The 20,380-nt window shown below is 53.5% G+C and carries 17 protein-coding genes and 2 tRNA genes; 1 reads left to right on the top strand and 18 read right to left on the bottom strand.

Annotated features, from left to right (window positions below; translation table 11 throughout):
- Positions 1 to 38: 38 nt before the first annotated feature.
- From JQ822_RS18675 to nnr, 15 genes are all read right to left on the bottom strand, one after another.
- Positions 39 to 1,661 carry an isovaleryl-CoA dehydrogenase gene (locus JQ822_RS18675; RefSeq protein WP_213134718.1) on the bottom strand — a complete coding sequence of 541 codons (1,623 nt, stop codon included), beginning with the start codon at positions 1,659 to 1,661 and terminating at the stop codon, positions 39 to 41.
- Between the two features lie 120 nt (positions 1,662 to 1,781).
- Positions 1,782 to 2,513 carry a 23S rRNA (guanosine(2251)-2'-O)-methyltransferase RlmB gene (gene rlmB, locus JQ822_RS18670; RefSeq protein ID WP_135323411.1) on the bottom strand — a complete coding sequence of 244 codons (732 nt, stop codon included), beginning with the start codon at positions 2,511 to 2,513 and terminating at the stop codon, positions 1,782 to 1,784.
- Positions 2,514 to 2,585: 72 nt separating this feature from the next.
- Positions 2,586 to 5,048, bottom strand: a complete 2,463-nt coding sequence (gene rnr, locus JQ822_RS18665; RefSeq protein WP_213134717.1) for a ribonuclease R — start codon at positions 5,046 to 5,048, stop codon at positions 2,586 to 2,588.
- Positions 5,049 to 5,086: 38 nt separating this feature from the next.
- A complete protein-coding gene (nsrR, locus tag JQ822_RS18660; protein ID WP_213134716.1) occupies positions 5,087 to 5,512 on the bottom strand; it encodes a nitric oxide-sensing transcriptional repressor NsrR in 426 nt (141 codons plus the stop codon).
- Positions 5,513 to 5,730: 218 nt separating this feature from the next.
- Complete coding sequence (gene purA / locus JQ822_RS18655) at positions 5,731 to 7,029, bottom strand: adenylosuccinate synthase (protein ID WP_135323414.1); 1,299 nt, start codon at positions 7,027 to 7,029, stop codon at positions 5,731 to 5,733.
- 102 nt (positions 7,030 to 7,131) lie between these two features.
- The gene (locus JQ822_RS18650; RefSeq protein ID WP_096758584.1) at positions 7,132 to 7,329 is read right to left on the bottom strand and encodes a DUF2065 domain-containing protein; all 198 of its coding nucleotides are present in this window, start codon (positions 7,327 to 7,329) and stop codon (positions 7,132 to 7,134) included.
- Between the two features lie 82 nt (positions 7,330 to 7,411).
- Positions 7,412 to 8,416 (bottom strand): protease modulator HflC, encoded by a 1,005-nt coding sequence (hflC, locus tag JQ822_RS18645; protein ID WP_135323416.1) that lies wholly within the window; start codon positions 8,414 to 8,416, stop codon positions 7,412 to 7,414.
- Positions 8,417 to 8,418: 2 nt separating this feature from the next.
- The gene (gene hflK / locus JQ822_RS18640; protein WP_213134715.1) at positions 8,419 to 9,672 is read right to left on the bottom strand and encodes an FtsH protease activity modulator HflK; all 1,254 of its coding nucleotides are present in this window, start codon (positions 9,670 to 9,672) and stop codon (positions 8,419 to 8,421) included.
- A 189-nt stretch (positions 9,673 to 9,861) separates the two neighbouring features.
- Positions 9,862 to 11,142: a ribosome rescue GTPase HflX gene (gene hflX, locus JQ822_RS18635; RefSeq protein WP_213134714.1), complete on the bottom strand. Its 1,281-nt coding sequence runs from the start codon at positions 11,140 to 11,142 to the stop codon at positions 9,862 to 9,864.
- Positions 11,143 to 11,216: 74 nt separating this feature from the next.
- The gene (gene hfq, locus JQ822_RS18630) at positions 11,217 to 11,528 is read right to left on the bottom strand and encodes an RNA chaperone Hfq (RefSeq protein WP_096758588.1); all 312 of its coding nucleotides are present in this window, start codon (positions 11,526 to 11,528) and stop codon (positions 11,217 to 11,219) included.
- Between the two features lie 208 nt (positions 11,529 to 11,736).
- The gene (miaA, locus tag JQ822_RS18625) at positions 11,737 to 12,687 is read right to left on the bottom strand and encodes a tRNA (adenosine(37)-N6)-dimethylallyltransferase MiaA (protein WP_213134713.1); all 951 of its coding nucleotides are present in this window, start codon (positions 12,685 to 12,687) and stop codon (positions 11,737 to 11,739) included.
- Complete coding sequence (gene mutL / locus JQ822_RS18620) at positions 12,680 to 14,536, bottom strand: DNA mismatch repair endonuclease MutL (RefSeq protein ID WP_213134712.1); 1,857 nt, start codon at positions 14,534 to 14,536, stop codon at positions 12,680 to 12,682. The genes miaA and mutL overlap by 8 nt, the downstream gene beginning before the upstream one ends.
- A gap of 9 nt (positions 14,537 to 14,545) precedes the next feature.
- Positions 14,546 to 15,880 carry an N-acetylmuramoyl-L-alanine amidase AmiB gene (gene amiB / locus JQ822_RS18615; protein WP_213134711.1) on the bottom strand — a complete coding sequence of 445 codons (1,335 nt, stop codon included), beginning with the start codon at positions 15,878 to 15,880 and terminating at the stop codon, positions 14,546 to 14,548.
- Between the two features lie 16 nt (positions 15,881 to 15,896).
- The gene (gene tsaE / locus JQ822_RS18610) at positions 15,897 to 16,358 is read right to left on the bottom strand and encodes a tRNA (adenosine(37)-N6)-threonylcarbamoyltransferase complex ATPase subunit type 1 TsaE (RefSeq protein WP_213134710.1); all 462 of its coding nucleotides are present in this window, start codon (positions 16,356 to 16,358) and stop codon (positions 15,897 to 15,899) included.
- Positions 16,327 to 17,877 (bottom strand): bifunctional ADP-dependent NAD(P)H-hydrate dehydratase/NAD(P)H-hydrate epimerase, encoded by a 1,551-nt coding sequence (gene nnr, locus JQ822_RS18605; RefSeq protein ID WP_213134709.1) that lies wholly within the window; start codon positions 17,875 to 17,877, stop codon positions 16,327 to 16,329. Before nnr ends, tsaE begins: the two co-directional genes overlap by 32 nt.
- Between nnr and queG the strand changes: the two genes are divergently transcribed.
- Positions 17,876 to 19,015: a tRNA epoxyqueuosine(34) reductase QueG gene (queG, locus tag JQ822_RS18600; protein WP_213134708.1), complete on the top strand. Its 1,140-nt coding sequence runs from the start codon at positions 17,876 to 17,878 to the stop codon at positions 19,013 to 19,015. The two genes, nnr and queG, sit on opposite strands and share 2 nt — an antisense overlap.
- A 269-nt stretch (positions 19,016 to 19,284) precedes the next feature.
- On the opposite strand, the gene JQ822_RS18595 is transcribed toward queG, so the two are convergent.
- The 3 genes from JQ822_RS18595 to orn all read right to left on the bottom strand — a co-directional run bounded on the left by JQ822_RS18595 (position 19,285) and on the right by orn (position 20,334).
- Positions 19,285 to 19,360, bottom strand: a tRNA-Gly gene (locus JQ822_RS18595).
- 156 nt (positions 19,361 to 19,516) lie between these two features.
- Positions 19,517 to 19,592, bottom strand: a tRNA-Gly gene (locus JQ822_RS18590).
- Between the two features lie 196 nt (positions 19,593 to 19,788).
- Positions 19,789 to 20,334 carry an oligoribonuclease gene (orn, locus tag JQ822_RS18585; RefSeq protein WP_213134707.1) on the bottom strand — a complete coding sequence of 182 codons (546 nt, stop codon included), beginning with the start codon at positions 20,332 to 20,334 and terminating at the stop codon, positions 19,789 to 19,791.
- Positions 20,335 to 20,380: the final 46 nt, after the last annotated feature.

The following is a 20,380-nucleotide window of genomic DNA, read 5'->3' as shown; positions in this document are numbered from 1 at the left end:
TATGATAAGACGCGCTAGCGTCGCCATCAGGCATATTATTACCGTAATCCCCCCGTTGCCCGCAGTAGTAAATCATTCTGCACCTGTTCAGACAGTTTCAGTCCACCGCGCGTATCCAGCATCATTTGACACCAGGCCTGCGCCACTGGTGGAGAAGCATAGCGCAACATCTGCGCCCCACAGCCCAGCAGGAAAAGCTGCTGCGTGATTTCCCGCCCCAGCTCCTCACTGGGTTTGCGTAAATGCTGCTGCAGCTTACGCACCATCCGATCGTAATGTCTGTCCTGTCCTTTGACCTCAGCGAAGGCCTCACTGAGCATGTCGATCATACCAGGTTGTTTCGCCAACACCCGTAGCACATCAAGACACATAATATTGCCAGACCCTTCCCAGATGCTGTTTACCGGCATTTCACGGTATAAACGCGGCAGCTCACTTTCCTCGCAGTAGCCTGCTCCGCCGAGCACCTCCATTGCTTCTGCAACAAATGGCATACCGCTTTTGCAGATGGAATACTTAGCCGCCGGGGTGAACAGCCGAGCCCACAACGCTTCTTTCGCATCGGTTCGCCGATCCCAGGCCCGCGCCAGGCGAAACAGTAGCGCGGTCTGGCCTTCCAGCTGAAGCGCCATGCGGCTTAATACCTGTCGCATCATCGGTTGTTCAATTAATGGCTTGCCAAACACCTGACGCTGATGCGCATGGTAAATCGCGACGGAAAAGGCACGCCGCATCATGCTATGGCTGCCCAACGCACAGTCAAAACGCGTCATGCCGCCCATTTTCAGGATATGGCGAATACCTTCGCCCTCTTCTCCCAGCAACCAGCCTATCGCATCCTGAAACTCAACCTCACAACTGGCATTAGATCGATTGCCTAACTTATCCTTAAGGCGCTCAAGACGGATGGCATTGCGCTGACCATCAGGTAAAAATCGCGGCACAAAAAAGCAGGATAAGCCGCCTTTTGCCTGCGCCAGCACCAGATGGGCGTCGCTTTGCGGGACCGAGAAAAACCACTTATGACCCACCAGCCGATACGCACCATCCGCCAGACGTTCTGCCTGCGTGGTATTGCTCAGTACATCCGAGCCGCCCTGTTTTTCCGTCATCCCCATACCAATCAGCAGGCCGCGTTTTTGCCCGCCGGGCAGAAGATGTGAGTCGTAGCGATCGCTGCATAGCGGCGTCAGCCAGTCGTGAAATTGTGAAGGTAACATCTGCAGTAACAGCGGCGCGGCGGCAAAGGTCATGGTCACCGGACACAAGGTTCCCGCTTCCACCTGCGCATGCAGCATAAAGCGTGCGGCTCGGGCAACAAACGTTCCCTGCCTCGCCTCCTCTTCCCAGGCAAGATTATGCACGCGGTTAGCGCATAGCCCCTGCATCAGTAAATGCCAGGCTGGATGAAAGCGCACATCATCCAGCCGCTGTCCCTGCGGATCGTATCGCAGCAGTTCAGGTGGATAAGCGTTGGCTAAACGCCCCAATTCGAGCGATTCCGCGGTGCCCAGCTGCTGACCAATACTGGCGAGGAGATCGCTGTCCCAGGCCGCGCCTTCACGATTGACCGCTTCGCACAGGGCCCCATCCGACAGGTATAAATTGCTATTATTGAGCGGTACAGGTTGGTTAAAAACGGTATGCGTTTGCCAGTGCATTGTGTCTCCCTCCGTCAATGGCTGTAACCATAAGTATGGTCATTCAGTAAAGAGAGTGCCTGGGATAGCGGTCACAAAAAAGCCATCCCGGAGGATGGCTTGAAAGAGTTGGAGAATGAATTACCCGCGCTGGCGGACGGCCTCAAACAGGCAGATACCTGTCGCAACAGAGACGTTAAGCGACGAAACGCTACCTGCCATTGGAATGCTGATCAGCTCATCGCAATGTTCGCGGGTCAGACGACGCATACCTTCGCCTTCTGCACCCATCACCAGCGCCATACGGCCGGTCATTTTGCTCTGGAACAGCGTATGGTCAGCTTCGCCGGCCGTCCCGACAATCCAGATATTCTCTTCCTGCAGCATGCGCATGGTACGCGCCAGGTTGGTCACACGGATCAGCGGTACGTTTTCTGCGGCGCCGCAGGCCACTTTTTTTGCCGTAGCATTCAGCAGTGCAGAACGATCTTTCGGTACGATAACCGCATGTACCCCGGCAGCGTCTGCGCTACGCAGACAAGCACCCAAGTTGTGTGGATCGGTAACGCCATCGAGGATCAAAAAGAAGGGTTGATCGAGTGAGGCGATCAGATCGGGCAGATCGTTTTCCTGATACTGACGACCCGGTTTCACACGGGCGATAATCCCCTGATGAACTGCACCCTCACTTTTCTCATCCAGGAACTGGCGGTTCGCCAACTGGATGACGACACCCTGTGCTTCCAGGGCATGGATTAGCGGCAGCAGGCGTTTGTCTTCACGCCCTTTGAGAATAAAGACCTCCTGAAAGCGCTCAGGCGCGCGCTCAAGCAGAGCCTGCACCGCATGGATGCCGTAAATCATTTCACTCATGAATGTACTCGTTAATAGTTTAGGTGTAACGCCGGGCGGCGCGTAGCGCGCCCGGCTTACGGTTTATGGCTGTTATTGTGCGACGTTCTTTTTCGCCGCACGTTTGGCTTTGGTGGCGGCCGCGATTTTAAGCGTTTTTGACGATGGCTTTTTCGCTTTTTTATCGCCTTTTTTCTCAGCCGTTTTTTTATCTGCCTGAGGTTTGGCTTTGCCTTTTTTCTCGCCGCGGAAAGCGCTGTCCGGCTCGAAATTCACCTTTTTTCCCACCTGGCGACGTTTACCGGTGTTTTTACCCGCATCGCCTTTTTTCGCTTTTTCGCGCGCGGTTTTACCTTCGTTACGCGGGACACGTTCGCTGGAGATCAAGCTAAAGTCGATTTTACGCTCGTCCATGTTGACCGCTTCCACGCGAACTTCGACGCGATCGCCCAGGCGATACATCTGCCCGCTTGATTCGCCGGTCAGGCGTTGCCCAACCTGATCGAAGCGATAGTAGTCGTTATCCAGCGAGGAGACATGCACCAGACCGTCGATAAACAGTTCGTCCAGTCGGACAAAGAAGCCAAAACCGGTCACGCTGGCAATCACGCCTTTAAAAACATTACCGACCTGATCCAGCATGAAGTCACACTTCAGCCAGTCGGAGACATCACGCGTGGCTTCATCTGCACGGCGTTCGGCCATCGAACAGTGCTGACCCAGCTGCAGCATTTCTTCCATCGAATAATGGTAGCCGCCGGTTTCCGTGGTGTTGCCTTTATGGCCCTGCTCCTGCGCCAGCAGATACTTGATCGCACGGTGCAAGGAAAGATCCGGATAACGGCGGATCGGCGAGGTAAAGTGCGCATAAGATTGCAGCGCCAGGCCAAAGTGACCACGGTTTTCCGGATCGTAAATCGCCTGCTTCATGGAACGCAGCAGCATAGTTTGCAGCATTTCTGCGTCAGGACGGTCGGCAATTGAATCCAGCAGTTCGGCGTAATCACGCGGCTCAGGTTTGTTACCGCCCGGCAGCTCCAGCCCCAGTTCCGCCAGTACGGAACGGAAGGAGGTGATGGCTTCGGTCGTCGGCTTGTCGTGGATACGGAACAGCGCCGGCTCTTTGGCTTTCTCAACGAATCGCGCCGCTGAGATATTCGCCATGATCATGCACTCTTCAATCAGCTTGTGTGCATCGTTACGCTGCGTCTGCTCGATACGTTCAATACGACGTTCAGCATTGAAGATAAACTTCGCTTCTTCACTCTCAAACGAGATTCCGCCGCGCTCTTCACGGCCTTTATCCAGCACCTTGTAGAGATTGTGCAGCTCTTCAATGTGTTTTACCAACGGTGCATATTGCTCGCGCAGTTCCTCATCACCCTGCAGCATGTGCCAGACTTTGGTGTAGGTCAGACGCGCATGAGAGCTCATCACCGCTTCATAGAACTTGTAGCCCGTCAGACGCCCTTTCGTGGAAATGGTCATTTCACAGACCATACACAGTCTGTCCACCTGCGGGTTCAGCGAACATAAACCGTTGGAAAGGACTTCCGGCAGCATCGGCACAACCTGCGACGGGAAGTAGACGGAAGTACCGCGACTGCGCGCTTCCTGGTCCAGCGGAGTCGGCGGACGAACGTAATAGCTTACGTCAGCGATAGCCACCCACAAACGCCAGCCGCCTCCACGTTTCTTCTCGCAGTAGACCGCGTCATCAAAGTCACGCGCATCTTCGCCATCAATTGTCACCAGCGGCAAATCACGCAGGTCAACACGACCGACTTTGGCTTCTTCCGGGACTTCTTCTTTCAGCCCGGCGACTTGTTTAACTACCGCCTCAGGCCAGATATAAGGAATTTCATGCGTACGCAGGGCCATATCAACAGCCATGCTGGTGCCCATGTTGTCACCGAGTACTTCAACGATTTTACCCACCGCTTTGGTACGACGGGTCGGGCGCTGGGTCAGTTCAACCACCACCACAAAGCCCATGCGTGCACCCATCACCTCTTCAGGCGGGATCAGGATGTCGAAGCTGAGACGGCTGTCATCAGGGACCACAAAACCTACGCCCGCATCGGTGAAGTAACGTCCGACAATCTGACTGGTTTTCGGCACCAGTACGCGCACAATCCGCGCTTCGCGGCGCCCTTTACGGTCCGCGCCCAGCGGTTGCGCCAGCACCTGATCGCCATGGATGCAGGTTTTCATCTGCTCACTGGAAAGGTACAGATCGTCTTTGCGGCCTTCAACGCGCAGAAAACCGTAGCCATCACGATGGCCAATAACGGTGCCTTTCAGCAGGTCAAGACGCTCCGGCAGCGCGTAGCACTGGCGACGCGTGAAGACCAGTTGCCCATCACGCTCCATCGCGCGCAGGCGACGGCGAAGCGCTTCAAGCTGCTCTTCGCCTTCAATGTTGAGTTCAACGGCCAGCTCATCGCGGTTGGCCGGTTTTTCACGTTTGGTTAAATGTTCGAGGATAAATTCCCGGCTCGGGATGGGGTTCGCGTATTTTTCTGCTTCGCGTTCCTGGAAAGGATCATGTGACATCTCGGTTCCTCCGTTGTCATCTCTGATGAAGATTTTCGTCACTCCACCAGCAATAATTTATAAAGCGGTTGATTCTTTTCAACCAAATCAGCAAGTGTGTAGTTGTCCAGTTCCGTGAGAAAACTTTGCACTGCCTTAGAAAGTGCCTGTTTGAGTCGACAGGCAGGGGTAATGTGGCAAAACTCGCTGCTGCAGTTGACCAACGTCAACGGCTCCAGCTCGCGGACCACATCACCAATAACAATATCCTTAGCCGCTTTGCCCAGGCGGATACCGCCATTTTTTCCACGAATAGCAGTAACAAAGCCCGCCCGGCTAAGTTGATTGATTATTTTGACCATATGATTACGGGACACGCCGTAGACGTCTGTCACCTCAGAAATGCTGGTCATACGTCCTTCGGGTAGCGACGCCATATAGATTAGCGCACGTAATCCGTAATCGGTGAAACTTGTTAACTGCACATCAACCTCAGGAAAAAAAGGATAAAACGGATAAGCCTGGTGGTATTAATTATATTGATGATAAACCAGCCACCAGCCAGGTCGCTAATTTATTTCAGTTCGGGAAGGAAAAAAGCGAGGAACTTACGTAATTTTAAGCCAAATACCGATGCAAAGCCTCTCATCCGGCCTACGATAAAGCAAGCGTAGCGCCATCTGACGCTACGCAACAACCCAAATTATGCGTCGAACGGATCGCGCAGAATCATGGTTTCAGTACGGTCTGGGCCAGTTGAAATAATATCAATCGGCACACCGGTCAGCTCTTCAATACGCTTGACGTAATTCAGCGCTGCCTGCGGCAGACCACTACGCTCTTTCACACCGAAAGTAGATTCAGACCAGCCAGGCATGGTTTCGTAGATCGGCTCGATGCCTTTCCAGTCGTCAGCAGCCAGCGGGGTAGTCGTCACTTCACGACCATCCGGCATACGGTAAGCCACACAGATTTTCACCTCTTTCAAACCGTCCAGTACGTCCAGTTTGGTCAGGCAGAAGCCAGACAGGGAGTTAATCTGTACTGCACGACGCACAGCAACGGAGTCCAGCCAGCCGGTACGACGACGACGACCGGTGGTCGCGCCATATTCGTTACCCTGCTTGCACAGGAACTCGCCGACATCATCAAACAGCTCGGTCGGGAACGGACCTGCACCTACGCGAGTCGAGTAAGCTTTGATGATACCCAGAACGTAGTCCACATAACGCGGGCCCAGGCCGGAGCCGGTCGCCACGCCACCCGCAGTGGTGTTGGAGGACGTTACGTACGGATAGGTACCGTGGTCGATATCCAGCAGCGTACCCTGCGCACCTTCAAACATGACGAAATCGCCACGCTTACGCGCCTGGTCCAGCAGATCGGAGACATCAACAACCATAGAGGTCAGGATGTCGGCAATCGCCATCACATCATCCAGCACTTTCTGGTAGTCAACAGCGTCAACTTTATAGAAATTCACCAGCTGGAAGTTGTGATATTCCATCACTTCTTTCAGTTTTTCAGCGAAGGTTGCTTTATCAAACAGATCGCCAACGCGCAGACCGCGACGTGCTACTTTGTCTTCATAAGCAGGCCCGATACCACGACCCGTGGTGCCGATCGCTTTCGCGCCACGCGCTTTCTCACGCGCATTATCTAACGCAACATGATAATCAAGGATCAGCGGACACGCTTCAGACAGCAGCAGGCGCTCACGGACAGGAATCCCACGGTCTTCCAGTCCTTTCATCTCTTTCATCAGCGCGGACGGAGACAGCACAACACCGTTACCGATGATGCTGATGACGTTTTCGCGAAGAATGCCTGATGGAATAAGATGGAGGACGGTTTTTTCACCGTTGATTACGAGAGTATGGCCTGCATTGTGACCACCCTGGTAGCGCACAACATATTTAGCCCGTTCAGTCAGGAGATCGACGATCTTCCCTTTACCTTCGTCACCCCATTGGGTGCCCAGTACGACGACGTTGTTACCCATTTTTCAAAATCACCGTTTGCTTAAAAATGGATTCTACCACCGCTTTTTCAGATATACAGCACTTTTTGCATGCGAAAAACCGCAAATTAGTCTACTTATTGTTCAGCCAATCGTTTTCTTCAACATGTAGTAGACCACCACGCCCGCAACCACAAGACCTCCGCCAAAACGACGCAAAATATTTTCCGGAAGTTGCGCCATTGCCCCGATCATTTTCTTCCAGGCACTGGGATAAAGCATCGGACCCAGACCTTCCAGCACCAAAACCAGCGCGAGCGCCAGCAAAATTGTCGAATTCATCCGTTGTCCTTATATAAAAAGAAAACCACCGCATCCCTGGGGACGCTGGTGGTTTTGTTGGTCTAAAACCGCAGGTGCGAGTTTAGCGTGTCGCGGTATTCGGTGTCTTCATGTAGCGGAAGAAATCACTGTCCGGACTCATAATCATCACGTCCTGATTACCTTCGAAGCTCTTCTCGTAAGCACGCAGGCTACGGATGAAGGCGTAGAAGTCGGGATCCTGACTGAAAGCGTCAGCAAACAGTTTCGCAGCTTCTGCATCGCCTTCACCGCGCATAATACGGCCCTGACGCTCAGATTCTGCCAGCGTTTTGGTGACTTCATAGTCCGCTGTTGCACGCAGTTTTTCCGCTTCTTCCTGACCCTGTGAACGATGGCGACGCGCTACCGCTTCACGCTCAGCGCGCATACGGTTGTAGATGGCTTCAGACACTTCAGCAGGCAGGTTGATTTGCTTAATCCGCACGTCAACCACTTCGATCCCCAACGCCGCCATACTGTTCGGGTTGATGACCGGGACTTTACCGTTGGTTTCAGCCTGAACACGTTCAGCCGCTTCAGCAATCGCACTGTCCGCCGCAGGCGTCGCGACTTCGTCTTCTGTACCTGCAGAACCCGAGTTCAGCGCATCACGGACTTCCAGCGTTAAGCGACCACGGGAGTCGGTAACGATATCTTTTACGTCCAGACGACCGATTTCAGAACGCAGACGGTCAGAGAACTTACGTTTTAACAGGACTTCTGCCTGAGAAACATCGCCACCGCCTGTTGCCAGGTAGTAACGGCTGAAGTCGCTGATACGCCACTTGATGTAGGAGTCAACGATCAGGTCTTTCTTCTCTTTGGTAACAAAGCGATCGGCCTGGTTGTCCATGGTCTGAATACGCGCATCAAGCATCTTCACTGATTCAATAAACGGAATCTTGAAGTGCAGGCCCGGTGCTACGACCAGCGGTTTGTTGTCATCGTCACGGAGAACTTTGCCAAAGCGCAGGGTAATACCACGCTCGCCTTCTTTGACCACAAAGAGAGACATGAACAGCACTACCAGAACGATGATGATAATCGCAATAACTGACTTACGCATCGTTATTCCCCCTGACGCTGGTAGTCGTTACGCTGCGCGTTAACGCGGCGTTGGTCCATAATATCGCCCTGACTGGTGGACGAGGTGTTGCTTGCTCCCGTGCTGGAAGACGATGCTGGCGGCAGAGTCAGCAGGTTTGAACTGCCCTCACCCTTTGCTGCCGGGGCGTTGCCGCCTTTTAGCATTTGATCCAACGGCAGAACCATCAGATTGCCACCCTTGTCGTTAACCAACACTTTACGGGTATGGCTCAGCACTTTTTCCATGGTCTCGATATACAGACGCTCGCGAGTAATCTGCGGTGCGGCTTTATATTCCGGCAGGATTTTTGCGAAACGCGCCACTTCACCCTGTGCTTCCAGGATGGTTCGTGTTTTGTACGCACGCGCTTCTTCAAGAATACGCTGCGCCTGACCGTTAGCACGCGGCTGTACTTCGTTGGTGTACGCTTCAGCTTCACGAATGTACTGCTGTTCGTTTTCACGCGCCGCGATGGCATCGTCAAACGCCGCTTTCACCTCTTCCGGCGGACGTGCTGCCTGGAAGTTGACGTCCAGCAGAGTAATACCCATGTTGTACGGACGAATGGTCTCTTCCAGTTCACGTTGGGTATCGCTACGAATAACGGTACGCCCTTCGGTCAGGATACGGTCCATGGTGTATTTACCGATAACTCCACGCAGGGCGCTGTCGGTTGCCTGACGCAGGCTGTCATCAGCACTGGTCACGCTAAACAGATACTTCTGCGGATCGGTTACACGGTACTGCACGTTCATCTCAACGCGCACGACGTTTTCGTCAGAGGTCAGCATCACACCGGAGGCTGCCAGCTCACGCACGGCTTCAACGTTCACCGGCGTGACGGTATCAACAAATGTCGGTTTCCAGTTCAGACCCGGCTCAACCAAATGGCTGAATTTACCGAAGCGTGTCACCACGCCACGTTCCGCTTCTTTAATGGTGTAGAAACCGCTGGCTGCCCAGATAATGACAATAGCTGCTGCGGCAATAGTAAAGACTCGACCGCCCAGTTGCGGACGCGGGCCTTGCGATGAACTACCGCCACCAGAGCCAGTACCTTTTCCGCCCCCCAGACCGCCGAGTTTTTTACTCAGCTTACGGAAGATATCATCAAGATCGGGAGGTCCCTGATCGCGACCACCTTTGTTTCCATTTCCCTCAGGGTTGCCGCCAGGTTTGCTGCTTCCCCAGGGGTCGCGGTCTTGTCCGTTATTACCGGGCTGATTCCACGCCATTTTTGTGCTCCATATTTGTTATGCGATGCTATACCTGCGTCTTTTACGCTACAGATGCGTTGGCTACGTCCCTCAACCCCAGTCACATAGTTGACTATGCTCCAGGGGATTTCAGGACTTACCGCCTTCCTGCCGCACAAAATCCACGAGGTATAGAGGCGAAAAAATCTTCAGGCCATATCCGTCAGGTCAGACAACATAGTCTTCAAGTGCCGGTTCTTGTTTACAGAGGCGACGCCAGTCAACGATTGGCATGCGAACTTGCAGACCTACGCTGCCGTCCTCCTCCATCCACTCTTTTTCTATTGCCTGAAGTTGGTAAAACCGGCTTCTCAGACGCCCTTCCTGCGGCGGCAAACGCAACGTATGCTGCGCAACCTCACCAGAAAGACGCTCTGTTAAAGCCTGAAAAAGCTGTGGTATGCCAATACCGGTTTGTGCTGAAACCCAAACGCGGATTGGTTTATTTTCTTCATCTCTGTCGATACGCGGCTCGAAATCGTCCAGCATATCGATTTTATTCATCACCAGCAGGGTCGGGATCTCGTGCGCGTCGATCTCTTCGAGCACCGTGTCGACGGCCTCAATGTTTTCCTGCACACGAAAATCCGCCGCATCAATAACATGCAGCAGCAATGTCGCCTGACGAGTCTCCTGCAAAGTGGCTTTAAATGCCGCCACCAGGTCGTGCGGCAAATGACGGATAAACCCTACAGTATCCGCCAGCACGGTTTCGCCGACGTCCGCTACGTCAATACGCCGTAACGTCGGATCCAGGGTTGCAAACAGCTGATCCGCTGCATAAACCCGGGCTTCGGTTATCTGGTTGAACAGGGTGGATTTTCCGGCGTTGGTATATCCCACCAGTGAGACGGTTGGAACATCCGCTTTCTTGCGCGACTGCCGCCCCTGCTCACGTTGCTTTTCAACTTTTTGCAGGCGCGACTGGATCTGCAAAATACGATTACGCAGCAAACGACGGTCGGTTTCGAGCTGGGTTTCACCCGGACCGCGCAAACCAATCCCGCCCTTTTGCCTTTCAAGGTGGGTCCAGCCACGGACCAGACGCGTAGCCATATGGCGCAACTGCGCCAGCTCAACCTGCAACTTACCCTCATGGGTACGCGCACGCTGGGCAAAAATATCTAAAATGAGACCGGTCCTGTCGATAACAAGACACTGGCATAACTGTTCCAGGTTACGTTCCTGGGCAGGGCTCAAAGCATGATCAAAAATCACCACCGCAGCGCCAGTCGCTTTTACGGCTTCCGCAATTTCGATTGCCTTACCTTCACCAACAAAAAACTTCGGGTGCGGTGCTTTACGGCTCCCGGTAATCACCTGCATTGCTTCGACACCGGCGGAAGAAACCAGAGATTCAAACTCCTGGAGGTCTTCCATATCTTTGTCTTGCGAAAAATAGATGTGTACCAGTACCGCCTGCTCACCGGCATCATAACGGTCAAACAAGCGTCAACCCCTTAATATGTATCAACGGGGAACGCAGGATCTCTGGCTCCCCGTGTGTAAAACAGCTAACAACCTTATTCGGTTTCTTCGCTGTCCTGTTGCGCAGAAGAACCCTGCGCGCTACTACCGTGATGGTAGTTACTGCTACCAGTGCCGCCGGTGGCATTATTACTGTGATGAGATACCGGACGAGACGGGACAACAGTAGAAATCGCGTGCTTATAAACCATCTGGCTGACCGTGTTTTTCAACAGGATCACGAACTGATCAAAAGACTCGATTTGACCTTGCAGCTTAATACCATTCACCAAATAAATAGAAACTGGAACACGTTCCCGACGCAGTGCGTTCAGGAACGGATCTTGTAAAGATTGCCCCTTAGCCATTCTCTCTTTTCCTTATATGCTTATTTGTACTTAATACGTTTCATCCTTCAGGCTGCCTCTGCGTTAGCTCCGTTTGTTCACCCCGGTCACTTACTTGAGTAAGCTCATGGGATTCACTCTCTCGCTGCCTTGATGCAACTTGAATGATTTTGCGTATTGAACCTTATGGTTCTGAAAATTGCGCACGATACGTTTCAATTGTACACATTCAATTCGCGATAGCACCAACAACCTGTAATACTTCGTTTCGCGCCTGGTCAGGCTTTTCACTGTCAAGCCAGTGCACCCCTTCCCAACCACGCAACCAGGTTACTTGCCGCTTCGCCAACTGCCTCGTGGCGCAAACACCTCTATAAACCATTTCATCGTATGAAATTTCGCCTTCAATGTATGACCACATCTGGCGATACCCTACACAACGAATGGAAGGCAAATCCGTATGCAAATCTCCTCGGGCAAAAAGCGCCCGGACTTCTGCTTCAAAACCTGAAGCTAACATCTGATGAAAACGCTGCTCAATTCGCTGATGGAGCAGTTCACGGCTCGCCGGGGCGATTGCAAACTGATGCACCTGATACGGCAAAGCATCTCCTGACGTTTGCGTCAGCTCCGTTAAAGTTTTACCCGAAATGAAAAAAACTTCCAGTGCCCGGGAAAGTCTTTGCGGATCATTTGGATGAATCCGCGCCGCAGCGACCGGATCGATCTCCTGAAGCCGTCGGTGTAACGCGTCCCATCCACGCTCTGCCGCCTGCTGCTCAATCCTGGCCCTGACTTCCGGATCTGCCGACGGTAACGGCGACAATCCTTCCAGCAAGGCCTTGAAATATAACATTGTGCCACCCACTAACAGCGGGATGCGTCCCGCCGCGGTGATATCAGCCATCTCAGCTAGCGCATCGCGACGAAAATCTGCAGCAGAATACGCCTGTGCCGGATCGCGAATATCCAGCAGTCGATGCGGCGCGGCCTTTAACTCTTCAGCATCCGGCTTAGCTGTACCGATATCCATCCCTTTGTAAATAAGGGCGGAATCAACGCTTATCAACTCTACTGGCAAAACTTTACGCAATTCAATTGCTAATGCCGTTTTACCGGAGGCCGTCGGCCCCATCAAAAATAGTGCCTTTGGCAGGCTCGCCTTACTGATATCACTCATGTTTCAGGGCGTTCATTACCGAATGTAAATCAACAGGTTGCAACAGACCACCCGGCGGCGCCTTCACTAATTGTGGGCATAGCCGCTCAACATCCGTTAACAACGTAATGGCCTGGGCCATACTCCACTGCGGATGTTCACTCATGACGTTTCGCGCAATCCACTGTGCAATATCGCCAGGTTCGAATACGGACTGCAGCGCCAGATAGCCTATCAGTTCAGGAATCAAGATTTGTAAATTTTGTTGGCGTAAGGGTAAAGGCACTGCCCGGATGGTCACATGCTGCGCATCCAGTTGAAATTCAATGCCCAATTCGGCCAACTGACTCTGCGCTTTTTGCAGCGCCGCCTTCTCATCATGGGTCACTTTCAAACGCAATGGGATGAGCAACGGCTGGGCGCAGATGGGCCCTTGCTCTGGCGTTAACTGCGCCTGACGCAGCCAGCGCTCGGCCACCGGCAACGCCAGCAGGCGAATATGACCATCACATTCCAGTAATGCGCAGTCTGCCCCAACGATCGTCAATACACGGCCAAAACTTTGGCTGTTTCCGGTCAGAGGTACTGCAGGTGTTTCAGACACAGGGGGTTTGTTAGTTGGCGTTGACACAGGCGTCTGCAGCAGTTGCTGATAAATTTCCCCCTGCTGCTTTTGATATCCGGGCTGGGCATGAGGCCAACTGGCGCTCGTCTGACGAGCGGCACCGACACCAGCAGAGTAACGCGGTGTAGTCGGCTCACGCGCAGGGGCCGGTTCGGCAAAGTGGTTACGTCCTGCCGCTACCCGGTTTTCCGGGATATACCTTGGCGCAAGCTCTTCGTCATCGGCCAGGGGCAGCGGGGTTTCAAGCTGCTGCTGCAATACGCTCAGCACGCCCTGATAGATAAAATCATGTACCAGTCGGGACTGATGGAAACGGACTTCATGCTTGGCAGGATGCACGTTAACATCCACCTGATGCGGGTCGATCTCCAGGTACAGGACAAATGCAGGCTGCTGATCGGCCCCGAGTTTATCTTCGCAGGCCTGACGAATAGCGTGGTTGATCAGCCGATCGCGCATCATACGGCCATTCACATAGCAGTACTGTATTTCCGCCAGCGCCGTCGTGGTGTGATTCGGGTCAGCCACCCATCCACGCAGCGTTAAATCACCATGCTGCCACTCAATCGCCAGCGCATGCTCCAGAAACGGTGTGCCGCAAATCGCGCCCAGACGACGCTCTTTCTGACCATCGGCTGCGACTGCGCGGTACTGACGAACCATTTTTCCGTTGTGCGATAAATTTATTGTCACATCAAAACGCGCCAGCGCAATACGGCGGATAATCTCATCGATGTGGTTAAATTCGGTTTTTTCGGTACGCATGAACTTACGCCGTGCTGGCGTGTTGTAAAACAGATCCAACACCTCCAGCGTAGTGCCAACCGGATGCGCGGCAGGTTTAACCGTCACATCCATGTCGCGCCCTTCGGCATAGGCCTGCCAGGCTTCGGGTTGTTCCTGCGTACGTGACGTCAGCGTTAAACGAGAAACCGAGCTGATGCTAGCCAGCGCTTCCCCGCGAAATCCGAGGCTCACGATGGCTTCGAGATCGTCAAGCGAGGCAATTTTACTGGTCGCATGACGCGCCAGCGCCAGTGCCAGCTCGTCTTTTTTAATGCCGCAGCCGTTATCACGAATGCGGATAAGCTTGGCGCCGCCGCGTTCGATATCAATATCAATACGCGTTGCACCCGCATCGATGCTGTTTTCTACCAGCTCTTTGACCACTGACGCAGGTCGTTCTACCACTTCACCTGCGGCAATTTGGTTCGCCAGCTGTGGCGGTAGAACCTGAATCGGCATGGCTAATCCTTAATTGGTTAACGTGTCACCCGGCGAGACAGCGCTGGCGGTTTGTGCCGGTGCGCCCTGCGGCCCGGTTTGCATCGGGTGCGCCTGGAAATAGTTACGCAGTCCTTTGTAAATCGCCTCGGCCAGTTGCCGCTGATAATCATCGCTCGCCAACAAACGCTCTTCGCTGTTGTTACTGATAAAGCCGGTTTCAACCAGCACTGACGGGATATCAGGCGAACGCAATACGCCCAGGCTGGCGTGTTCCGGACGACGCTTATGCATCGAACCAATACGCTCTAGCTGCCCAATCATGCTGGTCGCCACATCATACCCTACGCGCTGTGAATGACCGAACTGCAGGTCCAGCACCGCCTGGCTCAAATACGGGTCGGACTGGCTGTTTGCCAGCACATCACCTGCGCCGCCCAACAGCTCTGACTGTTTCTCGTGCTGTTCCAGCCAGCCGGCCATTTCAGTGTTGGCCCGACGGTTTGACAGCACCCACACGGATGCGCCTGTGGCATCCCGGTTTGGCGCGGCATCCGCATGAATTGAGACCAGAAAATTGGCATTTTGTTTACGCGCGACGTCGGAACGCCCCATCACCGAGATAAAGTAATCGCCGTCACGGGTGAGTACGCCCTTAAACATCGGATCATCATTGAGCAAACTACGCAGCTTACGCGCGACGGCGATGGTGACGTTTTTCTCACGCGTGCCGCCAGGCCCAATCGCGCCAGGATCTTGCCCGCCGTGCCCTGCATCAATTGCAATGACCACTTTGTCGCCATTATTGCTGCTCGTCGCCCGAGCGGCGGGTCGCGTAGCCGTATTACTGTTAGTCACGGCAGTCGTGCGATTGTTTTCCGTTTTAAACGGGTTTCGCGCAGGCTCTGCCGGACGCGGAGCGACAACGGGCGCTTCAACGCGCTTTACCACCACAGGAGGTGGAGGCGGCGGCGGAGGGGCATCAGCATTAATGGTAAACACGACGGTATAGTTGCCACCGTTTTGCCGTTTTACCGCGGCAGCTTTTCCGTTCTCGGTTAAATCGACGACCAGTCGCAAAGACTGTGGATCATTCGGTGCGCCCGCACGAATCGCCTTCACCAGGTTATTCCCGCTAAACAACAGCGGTAATCCCTGAATCACACCGGTTTGTTTAATATCCAGCGCAACGGTTCGCTTCCCGTCCTGCGAAACGGCATATTCAGGTTCGCCAATAAAGCTGAGCGTAATCCGCGCCTGTTGTTCACCATTGGAAACCTGAAGATCGGAAAGGCTGGCGGCCCCTGCCTGCGCGCACAGCAGGACCAGGGTTGCCATCAGCCAGTTTCTGATGCGATAAATCATCCCGCCACCCTTAAGGTTAATCGGCTAAACGCGCCAGCAATAAATCACCCGATGAGGAGACGGCACTTACGCGCGCCTCTCGACCTTGCGCCTGGTATTCAATGTGTATTTCGACGTCCGGGTCTGGCAGTACACCTTTACCTTGTTGTGGCCATTCCACCAGGCAAATTGCATCATTGGCAAAATAATCGCGGATCCCCATAAATTCCAGCTCCTCCGGGTCCGCAAGTCGGTACAAATCGAAGTGATACACCATCAAATTCTCGAGCGAATAGGGTTCAACCAGCGTATAGGTGGGGCTTTTTACATTGCCTTTATGACCTAACGCCTGCAGGAATCCCCGGCTAAAGGTGGTTTTACCCGCGCCCAAATCGCCGTACAAATAAATAACCGTCGCGCCGTCACAGGCCTTGGCTACCCGCAGTCCCAGGTCTAACGTCGCCTGTTCATCCGGTAGCGGAATTACTCGATTCATCATGATAAACGTCAATCACATCAGGGTTAACAATACGTTGTAGCGTGGTAAAGAGATCAGTCGCCAGCATGCCGCGCGTACCAAAACGCGCCGCCAGCACATCTGCTGCCGCGCCGTGCGCCACACATCCCGCACACGCAGCATCATACGGGGTAAGCTTCTGTCCGAGCAATGCACCAATGATGCCGGAGAGCACATCGCCCATACCGCCGCTGGCCATTCCTGCGTTACCGGCATCAATAATGCCTAACGCATTGTGTTCAGAGGCCACAACCGTACCCGCGCCTTTCAGCACCACCACACCTCCGTACCGTTTTACCAGACGTTGTGCAGAAAGTAAGCGATCGTCTTCAATTTCTGTAATGGAACAGCCCAGCAGACGCGCAGCCTCACCCGGATGCGGCGTGATCACGCGATTGTGACGTTTATCGGGATTGATTGCCAGCAGGTTAAGCGCATCGGCATCCCAGAGCATCGGTTTACGAACATTCTCAACTTTTTGCAGCGCTTTTTTGCCCCACTCCTGCTGCCCAAGCCCAGGTCCGATGACCACCACATCCGCCCACGCCAGACTTTCATCTAAAGTGTGCGGCGTCAGCGCATCGACCATCAGTTCCGGGCGGGCTGTGAGAATCGGCGCAATATTTTCACTGCGCGTGAGTACCTTAACCAATCCGGCACCAGCGCGGAGCGCCGCTTCACCGGCCATGCGTATTGCGCCTGCCGTGCCGTGGTCGCCGCCTATAATCACCAGCCGACCGTGGGAACCTTTATGCGAGGTGGGCCGACGTGGCGTTAACCAATGTGCAAGTTGTGAAGCATCAAAGCGCTGAATCGGCGCGTCCTGTTCGGCAAGCCAGGCGTCCAGCCCTAGCGCATTAAAATGGATGCGCCCGGTGACATCACGCGCTTTGCCGGTGAGCAAGCCAGGCTTCAACGCAATAAAGGTGACAGTATGGACTGCATTAATCACCGCGCCCGGTGTCGCCCCCGTCTGCGCCAGCAGACCGGAAGGGATATCGATCGCTACCACCGGGGCTGTATGGGCATTCGCTCGTTCGATTAATTTAGCCAGAGGCTCGCGCGGCGCGTGTGTTAAGCCGGTACCTGACAGCGCATCGATAATAACATCCACCTCCTGAGGCCAGATGATATCTGGAGTATGGATAATGCCCCCCGCATTCAGCCAGGTGTTACGAGCCTGTTCTGCCTCTTCCGGGAGCGGTTTGTCGCTCTCCTGGGCCAGTAATGTGACCTCAAGGCCCAGCGCGTTGGCAAGCCTCGCCACGACATAACCATCGCCGCCGTTATTACCGTGGCCGCAGAGCACCAGCCAGTGCCGCGCGTCAGGGTACGCGTTGCGGACAACCTGGAACGCCGCCTCTCCCGCGCGTTGCATCAGCTCATACAGCGTCAGCCCAAGGCAGTCTGCCGCCTCTCGCTCCATCCGCCTGATGTCATCGGCGTGCCAGATGGAGTGTGGTATACTTGCGGGGTTTTTCTTCATTGTATGGTCCGTCATGTCAGAGCCCCTCGATCTCAATCAGTTAGCACAAAAAATTAAGCAGTGGGGCCTGGAACTTGGCTTTCAGCAGGTCGGTATTGCTGATACAGACCTTAGCGAAGCCGAACCCAAACTGCAGGCCTGGCAGGATAAACAATACCACGGCGAAATGGACTGGATGGCCCGTCACGGCATGATGCGCGCCCGCCCCCACGAATTATTGCCCGGCACTTTGCGCGTCATCAGCGTGCGGATGAACTATCTCCCCGCCAACGCAGCGTTTGCCAGCACGTTAAAAAATCCTTCTCTGGGCTACGTCAGCCGTTATGCGCTGGGCCGTGACTACCATAAGCTACTGCGTAACCGCTTAAAAAAACTGGGAGAGTTGATCCAGCAGCATTGCGTTTCGCTGAATTTTAGACCTTTTGTTGATTCTGCGCCCATTCTTGAGCGTCCGCTGGCGGAAAAAGCCGGACTTGGCTGGGTTGGTAAGCACTCACTAATTCTTAACCGCGAAGCCGGATCATTTTTCTTCCTCGGTGAACTGCTGATCGATTTACCGCTACCTGTGGATAGGCCCGTAGAAGAAGGCTGCGGCAAATGCATGGCCTGTATGACCATTTGCCCCACGGGGGCCATCGTTGAACCGTACACCGTTGATGCCCGCCGCTGTATTTCCTATCTCACTATCGAGCTGGAAGGCGCTATCCCGGAAGAATTTCGACCACTGTTAGGCAACCGAATCTATGGCTGCGATGACTGTCAGCTCATTTGTCCCTGGAATCGCTATTCGCAGCTCACCGTAGAAGATGACTTTAGCCCGCGCAAACAGCTACATGCCCCGGAACTGATTGAGCTGTTTAGCTGGAGCGAAGCGTGGTTTTTAAAAGTGACGGAAGGTTCGGCTATTCGCCGCATTGGGCACCTGCGCTGGTTACGAAATATCGCCGTCGCGCTGGGAAATGCCCCCTGGGATGAAGCCGTGATTAATGCGCTGGAAAATCGCCGAGGTGAGCACCCACTTCTCGACGAGCACATAGAATGGGCGATTGCGCAGCAGATTGAGAAACGAAATGCATGCGTGATTGAGGTGCAGTTACCGAAGAAACAACGTCTGGTCAGGGTCATTGAAAAGGGTCTGCCGCGTGACGCTTAAGTCATCCACAGCTTGTGTATAAAAATAAAAACACATTGATATTCAAGAGGGAAAAAATCGTCAAGTGATCGCTTTAACAATTTGAAATGATAATTAATTTATTAATTTCAATTAGTTACAAAGATACTATTCACCAGGCGAAGTTTTTTGTATTCCAGGAATAATACCCGAACCTGTGGATAAGTCTGTTTACAAGAGTATGTCAAAGACAAAAGAAAACAGCCCCAACGCGATTATTCGTTGTGGATATGTTTTTTGAGATAAGAATTTGGAGCGGGAAACGAGACTCGAACTCGCGACCCCGACCTTGGCAAGGTCGTGCTCTACCAACTGAGCTATTCCCGCATAATCTTCGTCTTTCGAACCGCTACTGCGTTGGCTGCCTTCATTCGCCTGAGCCACTTACTTCAGTAAGCTCCCAAGGACTCATTCAGTTGCCGCCTTGTCGCACTTCGAAATCCTGCGATTGGTGGTCTGTGCTTTACAAGCATTTTCAAATTTTGGAGCGGGAAACGAGACTCGAACTCGCGACCCCGACCTTGGCAAGGTCGTGCTCTACCAACTGAGCTATTCCCGCAAATCTGTGCTGCTTTTGTTGCTGTCGTAATCTGCATTTCTGCATCGTTACGGGAGGCGCATTATACGAGAAATCCGTTTAGCTGCAACCCCCATGAATACGTTTTTTTTGAAAATTCGTTCAAGTGATTACTTTACAATCAAGGTGAACAATTTAGCGTCAAAAAACCGGTGACGCAAGCCACCGGAGAATAAAATCAAAGCTTAATAAAATGTTCGCGATAGTAAGCAAGCTCGGCAACCGATTCACGAATGTCGTCCATCGCCTGATGCGTCCCCTGCTTCGTGAAGCCATCAAGGATCTCCGGCTTCCAACGACGAGCCAGTTCTTTCAGCGTGCTTACGTCCAGGTAACGATAATGGAAATAGGCCTCCAGCTCCGGCATGTATTTAAACAGGAAGCGACGATCCTGACCGATGCTATTGCCGCAAATAGGTGATTTCCCTTCAGGAACCCACTCTTTTAAAAACGCCAGCGTCGCCAGCTCCGCTTCACGATCGCCCATGGTGCTCGCCTTCACACGCTCCACCAGCCCACTTCCGGTGTGCGTGCGCACGTTCCAGTCATCCATCAACGCCAGCTGCTCGTCGGACTGGTGGACGGCAATCGTCGGCCCTTCAGCCAAAATATTCAGGTTGGCATCAGTCACCAGCGTAGCGATCTCAATAATGCGATCGCGCTCGGGATCCAGACCGGTCATCTCCAGATCGATCCAAATCAGGTTGTTTTCATTGCCACTCATGCTATTTTCCACCCTTCAGCGTCACATTCAGTGTGACTATATTCGT

The organism is Citrobacter sp. FP75 (assembly GCF_018342065.1).
GTDB lineage: Bacteria > Pseudomonadota > Gammaproteobacteria > Enterobacterales > Enterobacteriaceae > Citrobacter.
The sequence above is the reverse complement of the archived record's forward strand: the minus strand, read 5'-3'. Positions and strand labels throughout refer to the sequence as shown.